This is a genomic window from Micromonospora sp. CB01531 (assembly GCF_001905095.1).
Taxonomy (GTDB): Bacteria; Actinomycetota; Actinomycetes; order Mycobacteriales; family Micromonosporaceae; genus Micromonospora.
In genome coordinates, this window is the sequence record NZ_LWLS01000137.1 from 1 (window position 1) to 20,541 (window position 20,541).

Annotated in this window: 8 protein-coding genes and 3 pseudogenes; 6 read left to right on the forward strand and 5 right to left on the reverse strand. The window is 71.2% G+C overall.

Translation table 11 applies throughout. The features are described from left to right. The 4 genes and pseudogenes from A6A27_RS40020 to A6A27_RS40035 form a co-directional block, all read right to left on the reverse strand. Positions 1-321, reverse strand: a pseudogene (locus A6A27_RS40020) (hypothetical protein); the annotation flags it as partial. A gap of 97 nt (positions 322-418) precedes the next feature. Next, the gene (locus tag A6A27_RS40025; RefSeq protein WP_198940666.1) at positions 419-1,906 is read right to left on the reverse strand and encodes a DUF7405 family protein; all 1,488 of its coding nucleotides are present in this window, start codon (positions 1,904-1,906) and stop codon (positions 419-421) included. A 3-nt stretch (positions 1,907-1,909) separates the two neighbouring features. Continuing rightward, complete coding sequence (locus A6A27_RS40030) at positions 1,910-2,353, reverse strand: hypothetical protein (protein ID WP_073839866.1); 444 nt, start codon at positions 2,351-2,353, stop codon at positions 1,910-1,912. A gap of 56 nt (positions 2,354-2,409) precedes the next feature. Next, positions 2,410-12,132: an RHS repeat-associated core domain-containing protein gene (locus tag A6A27_RS40035; RefSeq protein WP_073839867.1), complete on the reverse strand. Its 9,723-nt coding sequence runs from the start codon at positions 12,130-12,132 to the stop codon at positions 2,410-2,412. A 564-nt stretch (positions 12,133-12,696) separates the two neighbouring features. Here A6A27_RS40035 and A6A27_RS46680 point away from each other — a divergent pair. Continuing rightward, positions 12,697-14,649 (forward strand): annotated as a pseudogene (locus tag A6A27_RS46680) (S8 family peptidase). A 62-nt stretch (positions 14,650-14,711) separates the two neighbouring features. On the opposite strand, the gene A6A27_RS40050 reads toward A6A27_RS46680, so the two are convergent. Then, positions 14,712-15,962 (reverse strand): S8 family peptidase, encoded by a 1,251-nt coding sequence (locus A6A27_RS40050; protein WP_083673248.1) that lies wholly within the window; start codon positions 15,960-15,962, stop codon positions 14,712-14,714. A gap of 121 nt (positions 15,963-16,083) precedes the next feature. Here A6A27_RS40050 and A6A27_RS47275 point away from each other — a divergent pair, with 121 nt between their 5' ends. The 5 genes and pseudogenes from A6A27_RS47275 to A6A27_RS40070 all read left to right on the forward strand — a co-directional run bounded on the left by A6A27_RS47275 (position 16,084) and on the right by A6A27_RS40070 (position 20,452). Then, positions 16,084-16,200 (forward strand): hypothetical protein, encoded by a 117-nt coding sequence (locus A6A27_RS47275; RefSeq protein ID WP_338013338.1) that lies wholly within the window; start codon positions 16,084-16,086, stop codon positions 16,198-16,200. 256 nt (positions 16,201-16,456) lie between these two features. Then, positions 16,457-17,838, forward strand: a pseudogene (locus A6A27_RS40055) (IS1380 family transposase). Positions 17,839-18,132: 294 nt separating this feature from the next. Further along, on the forward strand, positions 18,133-18,792 hold the full coding sequence (locus tag A6A27_RS40060; protein WP_083673247.1) for a hypothetical protein: 660 nt from the start codon (positions 18,133-18,135) through the stop codon (positions 18,790-18,792). Between the two features lie 2 nt (positions 18,793-18,794). Further along, positions 18,795-19,445 (forward strand): hypothetical protein, encoded by a 651-nt coding sequence (locus A6A27_RS40065; protein WP_073839870.1) that lies wholly within the window; start codon positions 18,795-18,797, stop codon positions 19,443-19,445. Further along, positions 19,442-20,452 (forward strand): hypothetical protein, encoded by a 1,011-nt coding sequence (locus A6A27_RS40070; protein ID WP_073839871.1) that lies wholly within the window; start codon positions 19,442-19,444, stop codon positions 20,450-20,452. The genes A6A27_RS40065 and A6A27_RS40070 overlap by 4 nt, the downstream gene beginning before the upstream one ends. The last annotated feature ends 89 nt before the right edge of the window (positions 20,453-20,541 follow it).

Consider the following 20,541-nt stretch of genomic DNA (forward strand, 5'->3'; position numbering starts at 1 on the left):
CCGCGTTACACCACTATCAGGGACGCCACTCCGCGCCGGGTAGGTCCACCGCCGCGCGATCAGGTTGCGATGCCAGCGCAACAAGGTGGCCGGGGTGACGAAGAACGCCGACCACCGCGCCCGTGGAAGCAGCCTCGACAACCCGGCCAACACGGCACGGTCTACCGATTCCAGATCCAGCCGGCGCACCTGCCGACGGAGCACCGCGACCTGGTGCCGCAGCACGAGCACCTCGACCGCGTTGGCGTGCCCACCGCGCGCCAACAGAATGATCAGCTGCAGTGCCTGACGAAGAATCAGGTAGCAGAACGACAGGATCATGACCGGCAGCATGCCGCCATTCATCGATCCCACAGCGGACAAAGTCGCACGTCAGCGCCTGCGGCCGAGTTTCCGAACGGTACAGGCCCGGTCGGGCTCAGTCGGCGACCTCGACCAGCGGGAAGGCTCGGTGGCGCCGGGGCGGGACCAGGAAGTTCTGGCGGCGGGTGCAGGTCAGGAAGCGTTCCAGGCCGTTGTCCTGCTCGGCCACCCGGTGCTTGCGGGCCAGGTCCACGGCCGCCTGGTTGCGCCGCATCCGGGTGAAGAACTCCGCGGTCGGCACGAAGATGCTGAAGTGCAGCTTCGGCTGGCTGCTGCCGTCCGGCACGTCCAGGGGGTCGAAGCCGGGGCCGTCGATGCGGACGTGCATCGGGGTGCCGTCGGACGCGCGGGAGCTGCGCTGGAGGGTGGACAGGTGCCCCATCCGGCGCTCGCCCGCGGGCAGGCCGATCCCCCTGGCGGTCCGCTCGGCGTAGTCCGGGCCGCGGTTCTCGGCGGGCAGGAACGACGGCCCGCCGCCGTCGCTGAGCTGGTCGGGGTTGCCGGGATGCACCGCCGGGGCGTGGAACATGTACTGCACCCGCTTGGTGAAGTTGCCGTTCTCGCTCGGCGGGGTGTCCGGCGCGGCCATGTCGTAGAACTGGAGCATGTCGAGGATGACGTGCGACAGGTGCTGGATGCTGCCGTTGTCCAAATAGTCGCCCGCGCGGGCGGTGGTCAGCCGGGCCGCGGGGTGGCCGGCGAAGGTGCAGATCGCCGGCGGCCCGGAGGCGTTGGACTGCTGGTCGGAGAAGCCCATCCACATCGGGGAGTCGGGCTGGATGAACCGGGCGTAGGGCAGCCGGTTCTGCTCGGCGACCGAGCGGGGCAGGCCGACCTGGGTGAACATGTGCCGGCTGGAGGTCACGGTGAGCAGCCCGGCGAGGGCCGGCGAGGGTGTCGCCTGTCCGGCCAGCGTGCCGCTGCCGTCGAACCAGGCCAGCACGTCCTGGATGACGGTGGCCCGATCGCTGCGGAACGTGAACAGCAGGTCGTGCTGCTCGATCCGCACCGGGACGGTGAAGCGCTGCTTGGTGACCCCCGGGTTGTCCGGGTGGACATCGGTCGGCGCGGGCGTCGCCTCCTCCAGCACGGACCGGGACGGGTCCGCGAGCAGCCGGGGCAGGTGCGCGCCGACGAGATCGCCGGTCAGGCCGCCCGGCAGCCGCCGGAAGTACGGCAGCCCGTAGGAGACGAAGGTCATCAGGCCGGCCGCGCCGAACGGGTACCGCGACTCCAGGGTGGCGAGCACCCGGGCCAGCTCCCGCTGGTCGTCCCGCCCGGGGGTGCGGGCCAGCGTGGCAGTGAGGTAGACGGTGTGCACCGGCGGCATGACGAACGGCCCGCCGGTGGGCGAGGTCTGCTCGGGCGCGCTGAACCGGGCGACGTCGAACTGGATGTCGGGCAGGCCCGCGGCCGGGTCGGGCGCGGCGGGACGGTGCGGGGTGCGGGCGTCGGCGGAGCAGGCGGCGAGGGCGGCGGCGGCCATCGCCAGCGCGCCGCCGGCCAGCACCGTCCGGCGATGGAGCCGGGACTCGTCGGCCATGGGTCAGCGGGACCGGTCGAGCGCGGCGCGCAGGGCCGCGCCCAGCTCCGCGTCGCCCGGGTCGGTCAGCCGCACCGCGTGCTCGGCGAGCCCGACGAAGCCCTCCCGGGCGCCGCCGTTGCGGGTCGGGCTCACCATCACCGCGTCGGCGTCCTGCTCGACGTCCACGTGCCGGGTGCCCTTGGCGTAGCTGGTCCAGGACCGCAGGCCGAGCGCATCGAGGACGGGCGCGAACGGGGACGGGCCGCCCCGCAGGTCGGGGCTGGGGAGGCCGGTGCGCGAGGCGGCGAGCATCCGGCGTACGGCGGCGCCCAGGTCGCGGGCGTCGACCGACTCGTCGAGGACGTCGAAGACGCCGTTGGCGATCCACATGCCGTCGGTGGTGAGCGAGGAGGAGTGCGCGACGTACCGACCTCTGCTCAGGTCGAGTGCGGCGAGTCTGGTCATGGATGTCCTCGGTGGGGAGGGGACGCCCCAGGATACCCGTGGGGCGTCCTGCCGGCCTATCTCATGGTGATGACGCGGACGGTGACCCCCTTGCCGGCGCCGTACTGGACGATCTGGTTGAGGACGTTCTGTTGGGCGGCGGTGGCCGTCCCACGGGGGACGACGATCTCCAGTTCCCGGGCGGCGACCTGACCGGGCCGGATGGTGACGCCGTCCCAGGTGACCGGGTTGTTCTTGGCGAACCCGGCGGCCTTGTCCACATAGCCCTGGAGCCGGCTGGTGAGCTGGCTGGCGCTCTGGTATGTCTTCGCGGAGAGGTCGACGCTCTTGATGCTGGTCGCGGTGCCGTTGGCGAACCGGTCGATGGTCGGGAAGCTGCGTGGCAGGTTGCCGCCGAGCTTCGCCTCGATGGCCAGGCCGCGTTGGAACTGGTTGAGCTTCCAGACCGAGCTGCCGGCCTTGAGGGCCGCCCCGAGGCCACCGCTGAGGGCGCCCAGCGCGCCGCCGATCGCGAAGTCCCTGAGGGCGTCGCCCATCGTGTACTTGCGACCGGTCAGCGCCGCGATGCCGGCGCCGATGCCGACCGAGGAGGCACCGCCGATCAGCGCCCCGACCAGGATCGGAATGCAGATGGGACAGTCGCCGTTGGGGTCGGAGAGGTTGACCGGGTCGTTGAGGGCGTAGCTGTAGAGGTTGGTGCTGCCGCCGCCGAAGCCGGCCGGGTCCTGGCTGAGGAAGCGGCCCGTGTCCGGGCTGTACCAGCGGGCCCGGTGGTAGGACAGCCCGGTGTCGGGGTCGCGCTCACGGCCGGTGAACTGCTGCGTATTGCCGCTGGCCGCGCCGCTGGCGGTGGCGGCGCCGAACGGGTCGTACTGGTACTGCGTGGTCAGCGTGCCGGCGGCGTCGGCCAGGCCCAGGACGCTGCCGAGAGCGTCGGTGACCGGCACCCGGGCGCCGGCGGAGTCGGTGCGGACCAGCGTCTGGTCGAGCCCGGCGGTGAGCCGGTCGACGGCGGTCGCGCCGGTGAGCTCCCGGATCAGGTTGGGGCCGTCGTAGAGGTGGGTGGTGGTGGTCCCGCCGGCGGTCCGGCCGGCCAGCCGCCCGGCCGCGTCGTAGCCGTACGAGACGGCCAGGCCGGGGCCGGTGACGCCGGCCAGCTCGCCCCGGGCGTTCCAGGTGTAGCCGAGCACCCCGTCGCCGGTCAGGTTGCCCTCGTCGTCGTAGCTGAACGTCCGGTCGCCGCGGCTGGTCAGCCGGTTCGCGGCGTCGTAGCTGGCGGGTGGACCGGTGCTGGGGATGGTGACGGTGGCGAGGCTGCCGGTGAGGCCGAGCACCCGGCCGGCGCCGTCGTACGAGTAGCCGAGGTTGCCGATCGGCACCCCGCCGGTGGTCTGGTACGACATCCCGGTGAGCTGCGACGCCGCGTCGTACGCGTACCGGGTGACCACACCGGCCTGCTCGACCCGGTCGGTGCGGCCGGCGGCGTCCCGGTGCCAACTGGCGGTGGTGCCGCCCTGGGTGATCTGCTCGATCAGCCCGGTCGGGTCGTACTGGTAGGAGATCGCCGGCTGCCCGGGCACGGTCATCCCGGAGCGGCGGCCGGCGGCGTCGTAGGAGTAGCCGACGGTGCCGGCCGGGCCGGTCACGCTGACCACCTGGTCGAGGTCGTTCCAGCCGAGGGTGAGCAGCCCGCCGGCCGAGTCGTCGATGGTGGTGAGCCGGTCCAGGCCGTCGTAGCCGAACCGTTTGGTGCTCTCGTAGCCGCCGCCGGTGGACGCGCCGTACCCGATGAAGGTGGTGCGGCCCAGCGTGTCGTACTCGGTGACGGTGGTGATGCCACGCCGGTCGGTGGCGGAGACCGCCCGGCCGAGTACGTCGTACGTCTGCCGGGCCTGCTTGCCGAGCGGGTCGGTGACGGTGACGGGCCGGTCGGACTGGTCGTACGCGACGGTGGTGCGGTTGCCCCGGGCGTCGGTGACCGTCGTCAGGTTGCCGTTGCCGTCGTACTCGTAGCTGGTGGCCCGGCCGAGGCCGTCGGTGCTGGTGACGATCTGGTTGTCGGGGTCGTAGCGGACGTACTCCTGGACGCCGGTCGGGTCGGTGACCGCGACCGGGCGGCCGACGGCGTCGACGAAGCTGCGCGTGGTGCGGCCCAGCGGGTCGGTCACCGCGACGAGGTCACCGTTCTCGTAGGTGTAGTGGGTGGTGTTGCCCAGCGGGTCGGTGAATGAGGTGACCTGGCCGGCGGCGTTGTAGGCGTAGCGGCGGGTGCGGCCGGCGGCGTCGGTGGCGGCGGTGAGGTTGCCGCGGTCGTCGTACGTCATCCGGGTGGTGCGGCCCTGGTCGTCGCTGACCGAGGTGAGTTGCCGGTAGGGCCCGCCGGAGGTGACCGTGGCGGCCTGGGCGGCGGCGGTGCCGGCGAGCGCGGTGAGCGAGGTGAGCTGCCCGTTCGCGTCATAGCCGAGGGCGGTCCGCCGCCCGTACGGGTCGACCAGCGCGGTGGGCAGGTGGGTGACCGGGTCGCGCTCGGTGGTGGCGGTCCGGGCCTGGGCGGTGCCGGCCGCCGTGGTCTCGGTGACCACCCGGCCGTTCGTGTCGAAGCTGGTCTCCCGGACCTGGCCGTCCGGCTCGGTGACCGCCGTCTTCACCACCTTGCCGCCCGCGTCGGTGATGTACGCGAACTGGTAGGTGACGCCGTCGGGCAGGGTCTGGGTCGCCACCCGGCCGGCGGTGTCGTAGGTGTTGGTGAGGTAGGTGACGCCCCGGGCGTCGGTGACGGTCGTCATCCGGTTGGCGGTGTCGTACGTGTACGTGGTGGTGCGCCCGCCCGGCGAGGTGACCGTGGTCAGCCGGCCGGAGCTGTCGTAGCCGTACTGCACCACCCGGCCCGCGTTGTCCTGTGCCCGGGTGACCCGGCCGCTGGTGTAGGCGAGCTTGATCCAGCGGCCGTTGGGCGAGGTGATCTGGGTGATGTCGCCGGACTGTCCGCCGCTGGACCGGGTGAGGGTGATCTGGTTGCCGTGCCGGTCCCGGATGGACTGCAACGGCGCGTTCTCGCCGAAGACGTAGGTCATCCCGTCGGTGCGGACGAGGTCCCAGCCGTTGCCGTTCCAGGTCATCACGGCGTCCCGGAACGGCCCGGTGGTGTCGACGGCCTTGAACACGGCATCGGTCCAGCCCGTCCCGGGGCTGATCCGGTCCATGTGGACCTTGCCGCTGTCCGGGAAGACCAAGTCGGCCTCGCTGTACTGCCGCTCCGAGTAGATGAAGATGCCGTAGGTGAAGTTGGCGCCGATGCCGAACTCGCGGTTCTGGGTGTCGTTCTGCCGGTAGGTGCGGGTGATCGCGATCGGCAGGACGTCGTTGACCACGAGGTCGGTGTGCTCGTCGACGAAGAGGCCGCTGGCCAGGTCGACGGGGTCGCCGCCAGAATCGCCGTCCTCGCCGGGGCCGCTCCCGGCGGGCCGCTTGCCGCTGCCGTTGAACATCGCGCCGGTGAACTCCCAGACCCGCACGTCGGGGTCGGGCACGATCTGCTTGCCGTCGGGGGTGACGGTGCCGTGGCCGTAGATGTACCAGCCGGCCTCCGCGCCGGTCACCGCGCAGACCGCGGGTGCCTTGCCCGCCTTGCCCGGCTTCTTCGGGTACGACTTGACGGGCGTCTTGGTGCACGGCACCCGGCCCGGGTCGTAGTCCCAGAAGTCGAGCCGGCTGCCGGGCGCGAGGCCCTGGGTGTTCGGGTAGATGATCTGCGCGCCCTCGGGCAGGATCACCGAGCCGCCGGGCTGGACGGTGAAGTAGACCGGGGTGCGCACGCCGGCCGGGAGCGGAAACGGCGGCTGGTCCACCGGCAGGGCGGTGATGGACAGCTCGGTGACCCGCTTGCCGGCCCGGTCGCGGATCACCGCGCCCTTGGGCAGCCGCACCTCGAAGCCGGGGATCGCCGGGGTGGTGAGGACGGTCTGTTTCCGGGTGGGCGACGGGAAGCGGACGCTGTGGGCGGTGTCGAGGCGGGTCATCCAGATGGGGTAGGACAGCTCGACCGTCTCCCCGGCCCGCAGGTCCACGCCGGTCTCGAAGCGGCCGAAGGCGCGGCCCGGGCTGCTCGCGGTCGCGCCATCGATGACCAGGACGTGGTGCCCGGCGGTGAGCCCGGTGAGCAGGAAGCGGCCGGTGGCGTCGGTGCGGGTGCTGCGCCGGCCGACCGAGAGGGTGACGTCGGCCAGCGGCTTGCCGTTGAGCAGCAGGGCCTGCCCAGCGAGCGCGGTCGCCCCCACCGGGGCACGCAGCGCCGGCTGGAGGTGGCCGTACGCGCCGGTGCGGTGGCTGGCCCAGTCCTCGCCGGCGAGGTTGAACCGGTCCGGCGTCCAGGTCTCGGTCACGTCGGCGACGGTCCGGGCGGCCGGCGGGGCCGGCGTGGTCTTCGCGGCGGCCCCGGCGGGCAGCCGGACCTCGCCGGTCAGCGCCCCGATGGTGGTGGACGACGGGTCGACGAAGACGGTGTACGTACCGGTGGCCGGCAGGGTGACCGAGGTGAAGGTGCAGGTGTCGCCGCAGTACGCGCTGCTGCCGAGGTTCGACCCGTCCGGCTTGCGGATGATCGCCGAGGCGTTGTAACGGCCGAAGGTGCCGGCGGTCATGACCACGGTGACCACCTGACCGGCGGTGCCGGGGAAGGTGAGCGCCGCGTTCTGGCCGGGCACGGTGGTGGTCAGGGTGACCGCCGGGCCGCCCGGGGTGGCGGCGGCCGTCGCGTCGGCCGGCACCTCGTACACCTGGAGGGTGACGGAGCCGGTGTACATGCCGTCCGGGTTAAGCAGGATGGTGTACGTCCCGGTCACCGGCAGGGTGGTGATGTCGAAGAAGCAGGTCGCGCCGCAGTAGGCGCTGCCGGTCAGGTTCGACCCGTCCGGCTTGCGCACAATCGCCGACGCGTTGTACGTCCCGTACGTGCCACCGCTGCCCTGGACCGAGATCCGCTGGCCGGCGCTGCCGGCGAAGGACAGCACCGCGTTCTGGCCGGGGCCGGTGGTGGTGAGGGTGACCGGGCTGCCGCCGACGACGGCGGTCGCGGTGGCGTCGGCCGGCACGTCGTACAGCCGGAGGGTGACGGAGCCGGTGTACATGCCGTCCGGGTTAAGCAGGATGGTGTACGTCCCGGTCACCGGCAGGGTGGTGACGTCGAAGAAGCAGGATGCGCCGCAGTAGGCGCTGCCGGTCAGGTTCGACCCGTCCGGCTTGCGCACAATCGCCGACGCGTTGTACGTCCCGTACGTGCCACCGGTCCCCTGCACCACGATCCGCTGGCCGGCCGTGCCGGCGAACGACAGCACCGCGTTCTGGCCGGGTGCCGTGGTGGTGACCGGGACGGCCGGACCGCCGATGGTCGCGGTCGCCGCGGCGTCGGCGGGCACGTCGTAGACCCGCAGCGTGACCGCGCCGGTGTAGGCCGCGTCGGGGTTCAGCAGGATGGTGTACGTCCCGGTGACCGGCAGCGTGGTGACGTCGAAGAAGCAGGATGCGCCGCAGTAGGCGCTGCCGGTCAGGTTCGACCCGTCCGGCTTGCGCACGATCGCCGACGCGTTGTATGTCCCGTACGTGCCACCGGTCCCCTGCACCACGATCCGCTGGCCGGCCGTGCCGGCGAACGACAGCACCGCGTTCTGGCCGACAGTGGTGGTGAGGGTGACGGCGGCACCGCCCGGGGTGGTGCTGGCGGTGGCGTCGGCCGGCACGTCGTAGACCCGGACGGTGAGCGCGCCGGTGTAGGTGCCGGACGGGTCGAGCAGCAGACTGTAGGTGCCGGTGACCGGCAGCACTACGGTGTCGAACAGGCACGAGGTGCCGCAGTACGCGCTGCCGGTCAGGTTCGACCCGTCCGGCTTGCGCACGATCCCGGTGGCGTTGTAGGTGCCGTAGGTGCCGCCGGTGCCCTGGACCAGGATCCGCTGGCCGGCGGTGCCGGGGAACGACACCACGGCGTTCTGCCCCGGCACGGTGGTGGTGACGGTGACCGGGTCGCCGCCCGGGGTGGTGCTCACGGTGGCGTCCGGTGGCACGTCGAACACCTGGACGGTCAGGCTGCCGACGGCCGCCGCGGCCGGGTCGACCAGCACGGTGTAGGTGCCGGCGGCGGCGAGCGTCAGGGAGCTGAACGAGCAGCTCGTGGCGCAGGACGAGGTGCTGGCGACGGTGCTGCCGTTGGGGGCGCGCAGGGACACCGCCGCGTTGCCGCCGACGAAGGCGCCGGCGGAGAGGTTGATGGTGACGACCTGCCCGGCGGTCGCCGGGAACGACACCACGGCGTTCTGCCCCGGGACGGTGGTGGTCACGGTGACCGCGGCCCCGCCGGGGGTCGTCGCGGCGGTGCGATCGGCCGGCACGTCGTACACCCGGACGGTGAGTGCGCCGATGGCGGTCGTCCGGCCGTCGACCAGGACGGTGTAGGTGCCGTCCGCCGGGAGGGTGGTGGTGTCGAGGAAGCACGATGTCCCGCAGGACGTGTTCGACAGGATCGACGTGCCGTCCGGCCGGCGCAGCGTCACCGTCGCCTCCGACGACCCGAACGTGCCGCCGGAGAGCTGCACCGCGACCCGCTGACCCGACGCGCCCGGGAACGACACCACCCCGTTCTGGCCGGGGACCGTGGTCGTCACCGTCACGGCCGCGCCACCCGGGGTGGCGGTGGTCGCGGCGTCGGCCGGCACGTCGTGCACCTTGACCGTGATGCTGCCGACGACCGTGCCCCTCGGGTCGACCAGCACCGTGTACGTGCCGTTCGCCGGCAGGGTGGTGGTGTCGAGGAAGCACGACGTCCCGCAGGACGTGTTCGACAGGATCGACGTGCCGTCCGGCCGGCGCAGCGTCACCGTCGCCTCCGACGACCCGAACGTGCCGCCGGAGAGCTGCACCGCGACCCGCTGACCCGACACGCCCGGGAACGACACCACCGCGTTCTGGCCGGGGACGGTGGTCGTCACCGTCACGGCCGCACCGCCCGCGGTGGTGTTGGCGACGGCGTCGTTGGGCAGGTCGTACACCCGGGCGGTGATCGCGCCGAGCGTGGTGCCGGTCGGGTTGACGAACACCGTGTAGGTGCCGGTGCTCGGGAGGGTGACGGCGTTGAACGAGCAGCTCGTGCCGCAGTAGCTCTCACTGACGACGGTGGTGCCGTCCGGGGCGCGCAGCGTGACGGCGGCGTTGTAGGTGCCGAAGGTGCCGTTGGCCAGGGTGACCGAGACGCTCTGTCCGGCGGTGCCCGGGAACGAGACGACGGCGTTCTGGCCCGGCACCGTGGTGGTCACGGTGACCGCGGCGCCGCCCGGGCTGGTGGTCGCCGAGGCGTCGGCGGGGACGTCGTGGACCTGCGCGGTGGCCTCGCCGACGTAGGTGGTGTCGGGGTTGAGGTAGACGGTGTACGTGCCGTCGACCGGCAGCACGATGGTGTCGAAGAAGCAGGACGCGCCGCAGTAGGCGCTGCCGGTCAGGTTGGACCCGTCCGGCTTACGGATCACCGCCGACGCGTTGTACGTCCCGTAGGTGCCCGCGCTGAACTGCACCGAGACCCGCTGCCCGGCGGTGCCGGCGAAGGAGATCGCGGCGTTCTGGCCGGGCACGGTGGTGGTCACGGTGACGGCGGCGCCGCCCGGGCTGGCGGTGGCCGTGGCATCCGGCGGCACCACGTGGATCTGCGCGGTGACCTGGCCCCGGTAGACGCCGTCCGGGTTGAGCACGATCGTGTACGTGCCGTCGACGGGCAGCGTCACCGTGTCGAAGAAACACGACGCGCCGCAGTAGCCGCTGCCGAGCAGGTTGGACCCGTCCGGCTTACGGATCACCGCCGACGCGTTGTACGTCCCGTAGGTGCCCGCGCTGAACTGCACCGAGACCCGCTGCCCGGCGGTGCCGGGGAACGAGATCAGCCCGTTCTGCCCGACCGTGGTGGCCACGGTCACCGGCCCGCCGCCGGGCGTGGCGTCCACGGTCGCGTCCGCCGGCACGTCGTACACCTGCGCGGTGACCGCCCCGGTGTAGCTGGTGTCGGGGTTGACCAGGATGGTGTACGTGCCGTCGACCGGCAGCACGGTGGTGTCGAAGATGCAGGAGCTGCCGCAGTAGGCGCTGCCGGTCAGGTTCGACCCGTCCGGCCTGCGCACGATCGCCGAGGCGTTGTAGGTGCCGTAGGTGCCGCCGGTCAGGTGGACGAGGACCCGCTGGCCGGCCGTGCCGGGAAACGAGACGACGCTGTTCTGGCCCGGCACCGTCGTGGCGACGCTGACCGGCGCTCCGCCGGGGCTCGCGGTCGCCGTGGCGTCGGCGGGCACGTCGTACACCTGGACGGTGATGGTCCCGGTCGAGGTGGACTGCGGGTCCACGACGAGGGTGTAGGTGCCGTCGGTGGGCAGCACCGTGGTGTCGAGGAAGCAGGCGCTGCCGCAGGAGCCGTTGGACACGACGGTGCCGCCGCCCGGCTTGCGCAGCGTGACCGCGGCGTTGTAGGTGCCGTACGTGCCGCCGCTCAGCTTGACTGAGACCCGCTGGCCGGTGCTGCCGGGAAAGGTGACGGCGGCGTTCTGGCCGGGCACGGTGGTGGCGACGGTGACCGCGTCTCCGCCCGGGGTGGTGGGCGCCGTAGCGTCGGCCGGCACCTCCCGCACGGTCGCGGCGATCGAGCCGGTGGCCGAGCTCGACGCGGCCAGCAGCAGCGTGTAGGTGCCGGCGGTGCGGGCTGTCACCGTGTCAATGAAGCCGGCGGCGCCGACGCAGCCGGACGAGGCCGCGGTACGCCCGAACGGGTCGAGGACCTTCGCGGTGGATATGCCGCAGGAGCCGAAGGTGCCGTTTGCGAGCTGGACGCTGGCCTGCTGCCCCTCGGTCAGGTCGAACACGACCAGCGCGATGTCGCCGGCGCTGGGGATCGACACCGCGCTGGTGCCGCCGAGCGCGACCCGGGAGGTGTGCACCACGTCGGCGACCGTGTACGGGGCGGGCGCGACGAAGACGTCGGCGGCCCCGTCACCGCTGCCGTGGCGGGTGCGTACCCCGATCCGGCCGGAACCGGCGCCGGCGGGCACCTGGACGGTCAGGCTGCCCGCGCCGACGGCCGAGGTGAAGGCCCGGGTGCGGTTCAGGGTGACGGCGTTGTCGGCGGCGTCGGCGGCGAAGCCGGTGCCGGTGACGGTGACCGTGCCGCCGGGCACCACCACGGTCGGGGCGACGCCGGTGACGGTGGGCGCGGACTCGTCCGGGCCAGCGACCACGAAGGACTGCGGGCTGGTCGCGGTGGCCCCGCCGACGGAGACGGTGATCAGGCCGGTGGTCGCCCCGGCGGGGACCCGGGCGACCAGGCGCCGGCCGCTGGCCGAGGTGACCGTGGCCGGGACGCCGTTGAACTCGACGGTGTTCTCGCTCGCCACGTCGGAGAAGCAGCCGCCCTGCAGGGTCACCTCGGCGCCGACCGCCGCCCGGGGCGGCACGACGGAAAACAGGGCGAGGGCCGGCCTGCCGTCGTTGCTGACGGAGGTGATGTTGCCGGTGGGGTCGTACCGGTAGTGGGCGGTGCGGCCGGCCTGGTCCTGCACGCCGGCCAACTGGCCGGCGGCGTCGTAGGCGTAGCCGACCGAGTCGCAGGAGACCGAGGCCGGGACGATGTCCGGCAGGTCCGCCCGGACACCGAAGGCCAGCAGCAGGGTCAGCGCACCGACGGTCGCGGTGAACCGCAGCCGGGCCCCGGCCCAGACCCTCGATCGGATGCTGCGGCGGCCGCGTGGTCCTGACATGGTGCCTCCCCCAAGACGCAACCTCTGCCGTGGAAGGTAGGCGAGCGCCATCGGCAGGAATAGATACCTGCGAGAACGGGGCGCGGGCGGCCCTGGTGACCGACCGTGACAGGACCTGCTAGCGGCCGAAACAGGCGGACCGCCGGTGATCGTGTCGACTATCGGACAGTCAGTTGTGTTGCCCGAACCTGGCCGAAAAAGGGCAGGTCAGAAGGGATCCGCCGAACCGGGCGCGAAGTTGACTAATTGAATCCGAATCGGTGGATGAATTCATGGTCCGCCTTTGCCGCCACATCGCTCGATTTGCCGAGGTTTCCGCTTCAACGACCGGAGTGCAAGGAGTCAAAACCCACAATGGATATCGACCAGATCCATTGTTATTTTCCTGACCCCCGGCCTCGGTGACCGTGGGATCCCCCTCCTATCCATGTCCTCCCGGAAAGGACGTGACAGGTGACGAGACGTCTCTGGAAATGGCGTGCCGGCAGCGCGGCTGCCCTCATGGTGCTGGCCGGCCTCGCGGTCCCCGGCCCAGCCTCGGCCGCCTCGTCGGTGCGGACCGGGATGACCTGGACGGTCCTCGGCCAGCAGGGTGGCTCGGTCCACGTCGGCTCGGACGCGCAGACCAACCCGTACGCCGGCGACACCGCCGTCGACCAGCCCCGGGCCATCCTCTGCCTGCTCGTCGACGGCCGACCCAAGCCGCCGGACGTGGTGACCGATGCCTACAGCGGCTGGGCCGCCGGCGCGGTGCAGGTCACCCCGCAGATCCCCGGGCTGGTGCTGACCTCGCAGGCCCAGGGCGACACGATCTGCGCGGAGACGTTCGGCGCGGGCTGGCGGCTGGCGGAGTTCCACGACGGCGGCGGCTGGACCTTCTGGGCCAGCGGCGCGATCCCGGCCGGCACCCGGTTCTGGACCGCGATCAACGACCAGCCGGCCAACCCGTGGAACTCCGCGGGCGACCTGCCGACCAGCGTTCCGCAGCCGAAGTTCCTCACCTCCGAGGCACCCGTACCGGGACAGTTCATCGCGATGCTTCCCGAGTCCACCGCCCCCGAGGACGTGACCGGCATCGCGGCCAGTCTGGTGGCCGGCTACGGCGGCACGATCATCGACACGATGGAGTCGGGCATGTTCAGCTTCACCGCCAGCGACGCTCAGGCCCAGGCGATGAGCCTCGACTCTCGGGTCGAGTCGGTCGAGCAGGACACCTACGGGCAGCCGAGCGAGTATTCCTGGGCGGTCGACCGCGTGGACCAGCGCAACCTGCCACTCGACTACGCCCCGTACGCGGGGGGCGGCGTGACGGGAGCCGGCGTCAAGATCTACATTTTGGACACCGGATTCCGGCCCAGCCACCAGGAGTTCGGCGGCCGGGCCAGCCAGGCCGTGGACTTCATCCGGTTCCTCGGCCAGCGTGACGACTGCAACGGACACGGCACCGCGGTCGGCAGCGCCGCCGGAGGCGCAACCGTCGGCGTCGCCCCCGGCGCGACCCTGATCTCGGTACGGATCGCGGGCTGCCGCGGCAACGCGTACAACCCGCTCGTCTCGGTCTTCAACTCGACGATCGTCGCGGGCCTCAACTGGGTCGCCGTCCACCACTCCGGCCCCTCGGTCGCCTAAGTCAGCTACGGCGTCCCGCCGGGCTTCTGGCGGCGCTGGCTGCGGCTGTCCAGCCCGACGGACCGGGCCGCCAAGTTCGCCATCAGCCGCGGGGTGACCGTGGTCGCCGCCGCCGGCAACGAGAACCACAACGCCGACCGGTCCAGCCCGGCCCGGGCCGGCGGCGTCATCTCGGTCAGCGCCACCGACGGCAGCGACACCAGGGCCAGCTTCGGCAACTACGGCAAGGTCGACATGTTCGCCCCTGGATACGGCGTACGCACGGCCTGGCTGGACGCCGACAACCAGTACAACACCGTCAGCGGCACCTCGTTCTCCGCGCCGCTGGTAGCCGGCGCCGCCGCCCTCTACCTGCAGCGGAACCCGAGCGCGTCACCCGGGGCGGTGGCCAGCGCACTGTACGCCAACGCGACGCCCAACAAGGTGAGCAACCCGGGCCCCGGCTCGGCCAACCGGCTGCTGTTCGTCGGCGCGCCGCCGGCCACCCACGCCGGGATGACCTGGGCGCGGCTGACCCAACGCAGCGACGGCGTCGTGCAGGTGGGTCGGGACGCCACCACCAACGCGTACACCGGGGACACGCCCGCCACCGCGTCCCTGCCGGTGCTGTGCATCCGCATCGACGGCCGGCGGGCGCCCGCCGGCATCCCCACCACGGGCTTCGGCAGGTGGGCCGGCGGCGCCGTCGCGGTCACCCCGGCCATCCCGGGCGCCCAGCTGACCAGCCTCGCGGCGGCCGACGCGATCTGCGCGGCGCAGTTCGGCAGCGGGTGGCGGATGGCGGAGTTCCACGACGGTGGCGGCTGGTCCCTCTGGGCCTCCGGCAACCTGCCGGCCGGTCGTTTCTGGACCAGTATCAACGACCAGCCCGCCAACCCCTGGAACTGACGCCGGGCCCGGCCCGGGGAGCCGTCGCTCCCCGGGCCGGTGGGCACCCTCGACGCGGCCGGTCAGGGGGCGCAGTAGAGCAGTCGGTTCGGCGACCCGGCTCCCGGGCTGTTCACGAGGCCGGTGGTCGCGGTGGCGAGGACATGGTTGGCCGCCTGGCCGACGGTCCACAGGGGGTTCGCCTCGGCCACCACGGCGATGCAGCCGGCGACGTGCGCGGAGGCCATCGAACTGCTGCTCAACGTGATCGAGCTGGTGTCGGAGGCGATCGCCGTGGTGGTGATGTTCTGGCCCGGCGCGAAGATGTCCAGGCAGCTGCCGTAGTTCGCCGAGCTCATCTTCGCGTCGGTGATCGTGGTGCCAGCCACGGTGACGGCGGCCGGCACCCGGCCGGGTGAGTAGTTGCAGGCGCTGGCGGCCGACGAACCCGACGGAACGACGTACGGGATACCCGAGTTGATCGAGTTCGTCACGGCGTTGTCGAGTGAGGTGCTGGGGCTGCTGCCGACACCCATGTTGACCAGCGCCCGCGTCCCGCGGGCGTTGGCGGTGACCCAGTCGACGCCCGCGATGACCTGGGCAGTGGTGCCGGCGCCGGTGCAGCCGAGCAGCCGCACCGGCACCAGCCGGGCGTCCTTGGCCACCCCGTGCAGCTGCCCGCCGACGATGCCGGCGAGAGCCGTGCCGTGCCCCTGGCAGTCGTCGGCGGGCAGGGCCCCGTCGACGAAGTCCGCCCCGGGCAGGACGGCGCCATTGAAGTCGACGTGCGTGGCCCGAATCCCGGTGTCGATCACGTAGACCCGGATGCCGGGTGCGGTGTTGGCGTAGGCGTACTGCTGGTTCAGGGGCAGGTTGCGCTGGTCGATCCGGTCCAGGCCCCAGGACGGCGGGTTGGGCTGCACGCCCGCGAGACGTGGGGACGAGAGGTTCCGCGCGGCCCGTACCACCGCGTTCTGCTCGACGTACGCCACCGCCGGATCGGCGGCGAGCCGCCTCGCGGCCGGCTCGGTGAGCCGCGCCTCGAAACCGTTCAGCGCCGCACCGTACACATGGCCGACCGTGCCGCCGTAGCGGCGCGACAGGCCGGCGGCGTGGCTCGCGACGGCGCCCTGCCGGGTGCCGGGCCGGCCACCGACGGCGCTGTCCTTGAGTACGACGAGGTAGCTCCCCGGCACGGCTTCGGCGCCCACGGCGTACCGGATCGCCCCGCCGTCGGGTGCGGCGACCGCCGGGGCGCCGACCAGGGTGGCGGCCGTGGTCGTGGCGACCACGGCCGCGACGACAGCCATTCGACGGGTACGCGACAGATTCAGCTTCGGCTGCGGCAGCCGGGCCTGCTGCCGGCGCTGGGTGCCACCGAGTTGTCCGACGGCACGCTGCGGTACCTGCTGTGTGTCGCCGCTCTGCTCACCCCCGCGGCCGCCGGCTTTGCTGGTGCTTAACGAGCCGGAGACCAGCCTGCATCCGGAGCTGTTACGGCCCCTCGCCAGGCTGATCATCGCCAGCGCGACCGCACGCAGGTTGTGGTGGTCAGCCACGCCCGAACCCTGATGGACGCGCTGGAGCACGATGCGCCGAAAATGGCCAGGATCGAGCTGGTCAAGGAGTTCGGCGAGACCCGGGTGGCCAGCCGGGGCCGATTCGACCAGCCGGCCTGGCACTGGCCCAAGCGCTAGCCTGGGTGATTCACCGTGATCGCCAAGATGCGTTGTTCGTCAGCGTGTAGATGAGCGGAAGTGCCTGCCCTGCAAGGGAAACTTGTGATTGCGACATCTACAGGTTTCTCTCTGGGGGAGGCACTTCCGAGGTGCAGCTTACGGCGTGGTCGCGGGATCTGCGGGTCACCGCGGGTGGTTCGGGTGTGGTGTCGCACGTCGGTGCGGCGTTGCTGCGGTTGCTGGCGGATCGGGCCGGGTTGACCGGAGCACTGTCGGCGGGGCTGGCCCGGGCCGGCTGGTGGCCGGTGCATGATCGGGGTCGGGTGCTGGTCGACCTGGCGGTGATGATCGCTGACGGTGGGGACGCGATCGCGGACATCGACGTGCTGCGCCATCAGCGCGAGGTGTTCGGGCCGGTGGCCTCGGACACCACGGTGTGGCGGGCCTGGACGAGATCGGCGTGGTGCAGCTGCGGCGCATCGCCAAGGCCAGGGCGAGGGTGCGGGCCCGGATGTGGCAGCTGTTCGGCGGCCCGCCGACGGCGAGGGCGGCCGGGCGGGACATCGGCACCGGTGTGGTGGTCCTGGACGTGGATTCCACGATCGTGATCGCACACAGCGACAAGGAAGGCGCCGCGGCCACCTACAAGCACAGCTACGGGTTCCATCCGATCCTGGTGACGTGCGACAACACCGCCGAGCTGCTGGCCATCAAGCTACGGCCGGGCAACGGCGGGGCCAACACGGCCGCCGATCACCTCGACGTGCTCGCCCAAGCCATCGCGCAGGTCCCCGCGAAGCACCGCCGGCACCTGCTCATCCGCGGTGACTCCGCCGCGGCCACCCACGCCGTGCTCGACTGGCTCACGCAGCAGGACAGCAAGCGTGGCCGGCGGGTCGAGTACTCCCTCGGCTGGTCGATCGGCGAGGCCGAACGCGCCGCCATCACCGCCCTGCCCGCCTCGGCGTGGTCGCCGGCGATCGACGCCGACGGTGGTGTGCGTGACGGCGCCGCCGTCGCCGAACTGACCGGCCTGCTGCCTCTGCCCGGCTGGCCGGCCGGGATGCGGGTCATCGTCCGGCGGGAACGCCCCCACCCCGGCGCCCAACTCACCCTGTTCGAGCACCGGGACGGCTGGCGCTACACCGCCTTCGTCACCAACACCACAGTAGGTGCCTTGCAGTGGTTGGAGGCCCGCCACCGGGCCCACGCCCGCGTCGAGGACCGGATCCGCTGCGCCAAAGACACCGGCCTACGCCGACTACCCTCCCGCGAGTTCGCCATCAACCAGGCCTGGTGCACCGCCGCCGCGATCGCCGTCGACCTGATCGCCTGGCTGCAGCTCATCGGCCTCGACGGCGACCTGGCCAAAGCCGAACCGAAACGACTGCGCTACCGGATCCTGCACACCGCCGCCCGCCTCGTGCACGGCCAAGGCCGCCGCTGGCTACGCATCCCCGCCGACTGGCCCTGGGCCGAACAGATCACCACCGCGTTCAACCAGATCACGACCATCCCCGACCCCGGCTGACCAGCACAGCCACCGCCCCAACAACCCGGAGGACCCCAGGAGACCACGCCCACCGCCGCGACAGACGGCCCACCACCATGCCCGGAACCAGGCCACATCGACAGCCAACGATCAGACGTGCCGGGCCGAAGGAGCCGGCGTCAGGCGCGAATCATCGAGGCTAGCGAGATAAGTGAAGGCGGCATCACTCGCAAAATGCGTGAATGAGACGCCCTCTAGGCCTCATGGAGATAGGCAGCCATCTGAGGCTGGTCTTGCCGGGGAGTAAGCCGGCACCCCGGGACCAACGGGTGCGTGCTTACGGCGGATGACGCGACAGAAGCGATCTGCAACGATGCCACCGTCGACAGTGACGGGAGGGAGCTGCACGTGCTCGCCGCTTCGGTTTGGAACAGCCTGGAGGTCGCCAAGCTCGTCATCGGCGGCATGGTTCCGGTCGCCGTTGCCGTGCTAGCTGCTGTGTTCAGCCGCGCGTTGAGGCGTGCCGAGAACCGGCAGTGGTTCAGCCAAAAGCTGGTCGAGAAGCGCATCGAACTGCTCACTGCTGCCCTGCCTGACCTCAACGACTTGTTCTGCTACTTCACGTGGGTGGGCAACTGGAAGGAGCTTTCGCCACCCGAGATCCTGCTACGTAAGCGGCGACTCGATCGGCTCTTCCACGCCAACAGCCCATTCTTTTCGACCTCGGCAGTAGCGGCGTACGACGCGTTCATCTCAGCCCTGTTCAAGACGTTCGTGGTCCCCGGGTCCAGCGCACAGCTACGTACGGGGCTGACGTCCCAGCACGGAAGCCGGGTAAAGGCATTCACCGAGTACTGGGAACCCACCTGGGATGCGATGTTCACACAGGAAGCAGAACGGACGTCGCCCGATGTCATCAAGAAACGGCACCAGGCGTTGACCGCCACGCTCGGTTCCGAAATCGGCACACAGTCGGCACCGAGGGAAGCTTAGACATGATCGTTCAGTGGTGTTGCAAGGGCTTGGCGAAACTCGACAGAGGGGCCATCCAGCAGATACTCACCGATCCGACGGGCCTGCGCTGCCGAGACTGGGAGTCGCATTGGCAACGGGGTGGGGGCTTCCCCGTGGCCGCCGCCATACAGCGCCTCACCGAGGAGAACCTCGACCGCCACGTCAACAATTTCAGCAGCGTGGAGCCGACCACGGGACGCAAGTTCTGCGATGTAACGCCCTTCATCTCACTGTCAGCCGGCTGCGTCGACCGCGACGTGGCAGCCAAGACCAACATCACCCATCGCGCGCTTCGCACCGCGCTTGAGTTCGCCACCACCGACTACGCCGGCCCTGCTAAGCCCGCGTGCCCCGGCTGGGTCCTCTACTGCTACGTCCTCGTTGGATCCAACCCAGCCGTCCGGATTCCGACTGTCGCCGAAGAGATCCGGGAGCTGAACCATGGCCGCGCATATTCCGGCTGGTACTGGCAGGGCGAGGTGGCGGCCAAGCTGCACATCCCCTCCGCACAGATCCTTTGCGCGGAGCGGTACGAGCCTGCGCCGGATGGCCGGCTCAGGCTCACCGATCTCCTGCTGAACCTCAACTTCTGTCACCCTGCCGCGCTGCTAGCGGAACGGAGCATGCTGTGACGCTACCGGAGCGATTGTGGGAGGCACTGCGGCTCGACCCGTCGACGGTCGCGGCTCGAGCACGCTTCTATCGCGCATACGCGGAGTTGGAAGAGCCCCGGGTCGACGTACGCGACTTGGCTGAGTTAATGCGCGATCGCCCTCCTCCCGGAGGCTTTGGCCCGCACGTCATCAACCTCATAGGTAAGGAGGCAGGGGCCGTCGGTCAACGCCTGCGGGAGATCCAACGCCCCCTGGGCGGGGGGCCCTGGGTGCGGCTGGCCGAGGTCGCGGATGCATTGCGAAACGCCGCCGTTGCTGAGTTGCTTCTCGACGTACAAACTGGCCGGGCGACTTTGCTGGAGGCCAGCCGCGGCTACAGTGAGCTCGGGTTGCCATTCGGTGACTTCCTTGCCGTCGCTGCAATGGGAGACAGAGAACGATCGATCTCGGCCGCCGAACTTCTCGGCGCCCTGCTGTCCGATTCCCAGATCACAGACACCGGACTACTCGGCTCGGCAGCACTTTCAACGCCTGCGCAGCAGCGCTACCTATTGCTCACGGCGGCCCCCGACGCTACCGACCTGTGGCCGCGGCTGACTGAGGCACCGCAGGCGCACCGGACGGCGGCGGTCGGTGCGACATCCCAGCCCTTCTCGACCTGGTGGCGGCTCGGTAGCCTGCTCAGCCACCTGGAATCCGACGCCGAAGGGATCAGACGTGAACTGGCACGGATCATCGTCGAACTCTCCGAGGCACACAGCCGGCAACTGCAGCTCGCCGCAGCTGATGATCACCACTGGTCGACCGGACGCGCCCAGACCGACTTGATCGATCTCGACTTGGCCGGCGCAGTCGCCATATCCGCGCGGATCATGCGGCAGCGAGAAATCCGTCCATGGCGGTTCGAGAGCGATTTCCCCGCGCTGTCGCCGCTGGCGAGCATCTCGCTGCAGATCGGCCTCCAGCTCGGCGACGACGCCCCACCATCCGATGACTACCTGGGTGCCCGCACGAGCGCCTGGTGAGCCACAGCTGATCGTCGGCCACAGTTGTACGGCGACGGCCCGTCGCCGTACCGAGACTAGTACGGCAGCCGCCGTTTGAGATCTTGCTG

Excerpts from the sequence above, each read along its gene's own strand:
- A6A27_RS40035 (WP_073839867.1), bottom strand. The coding sequence starts at position 12,132 with ATGTCAGGACCACGCGGCCGCCGCAGCATCCGATCGAGGGTCTGGGCC.
- A6A27_RS40065 (WP_073839870.1), top strand. The coding sequence starts at position 18,795 with ATGATCGTTCAGTGGTGTTGCAAGGGCTTGGCGAAACTCGACAGAGGG.
- A6A27_RS40030 (WP_073839866.1), bottom strand. The coding sequence starts at position 2,353 with ATGACCAGACTCGCCGCACTCGACCTGAGCAGAGGTCGGTACGTCGCG.
- A6A27_RS40025 (WP_198940666.1), bottom strand. The coding sequence starts at position 1,906 with ATGGCCGACGAGTCCCGGCTCCATCGCCGGACGGTGCTGGCCGGCGGC.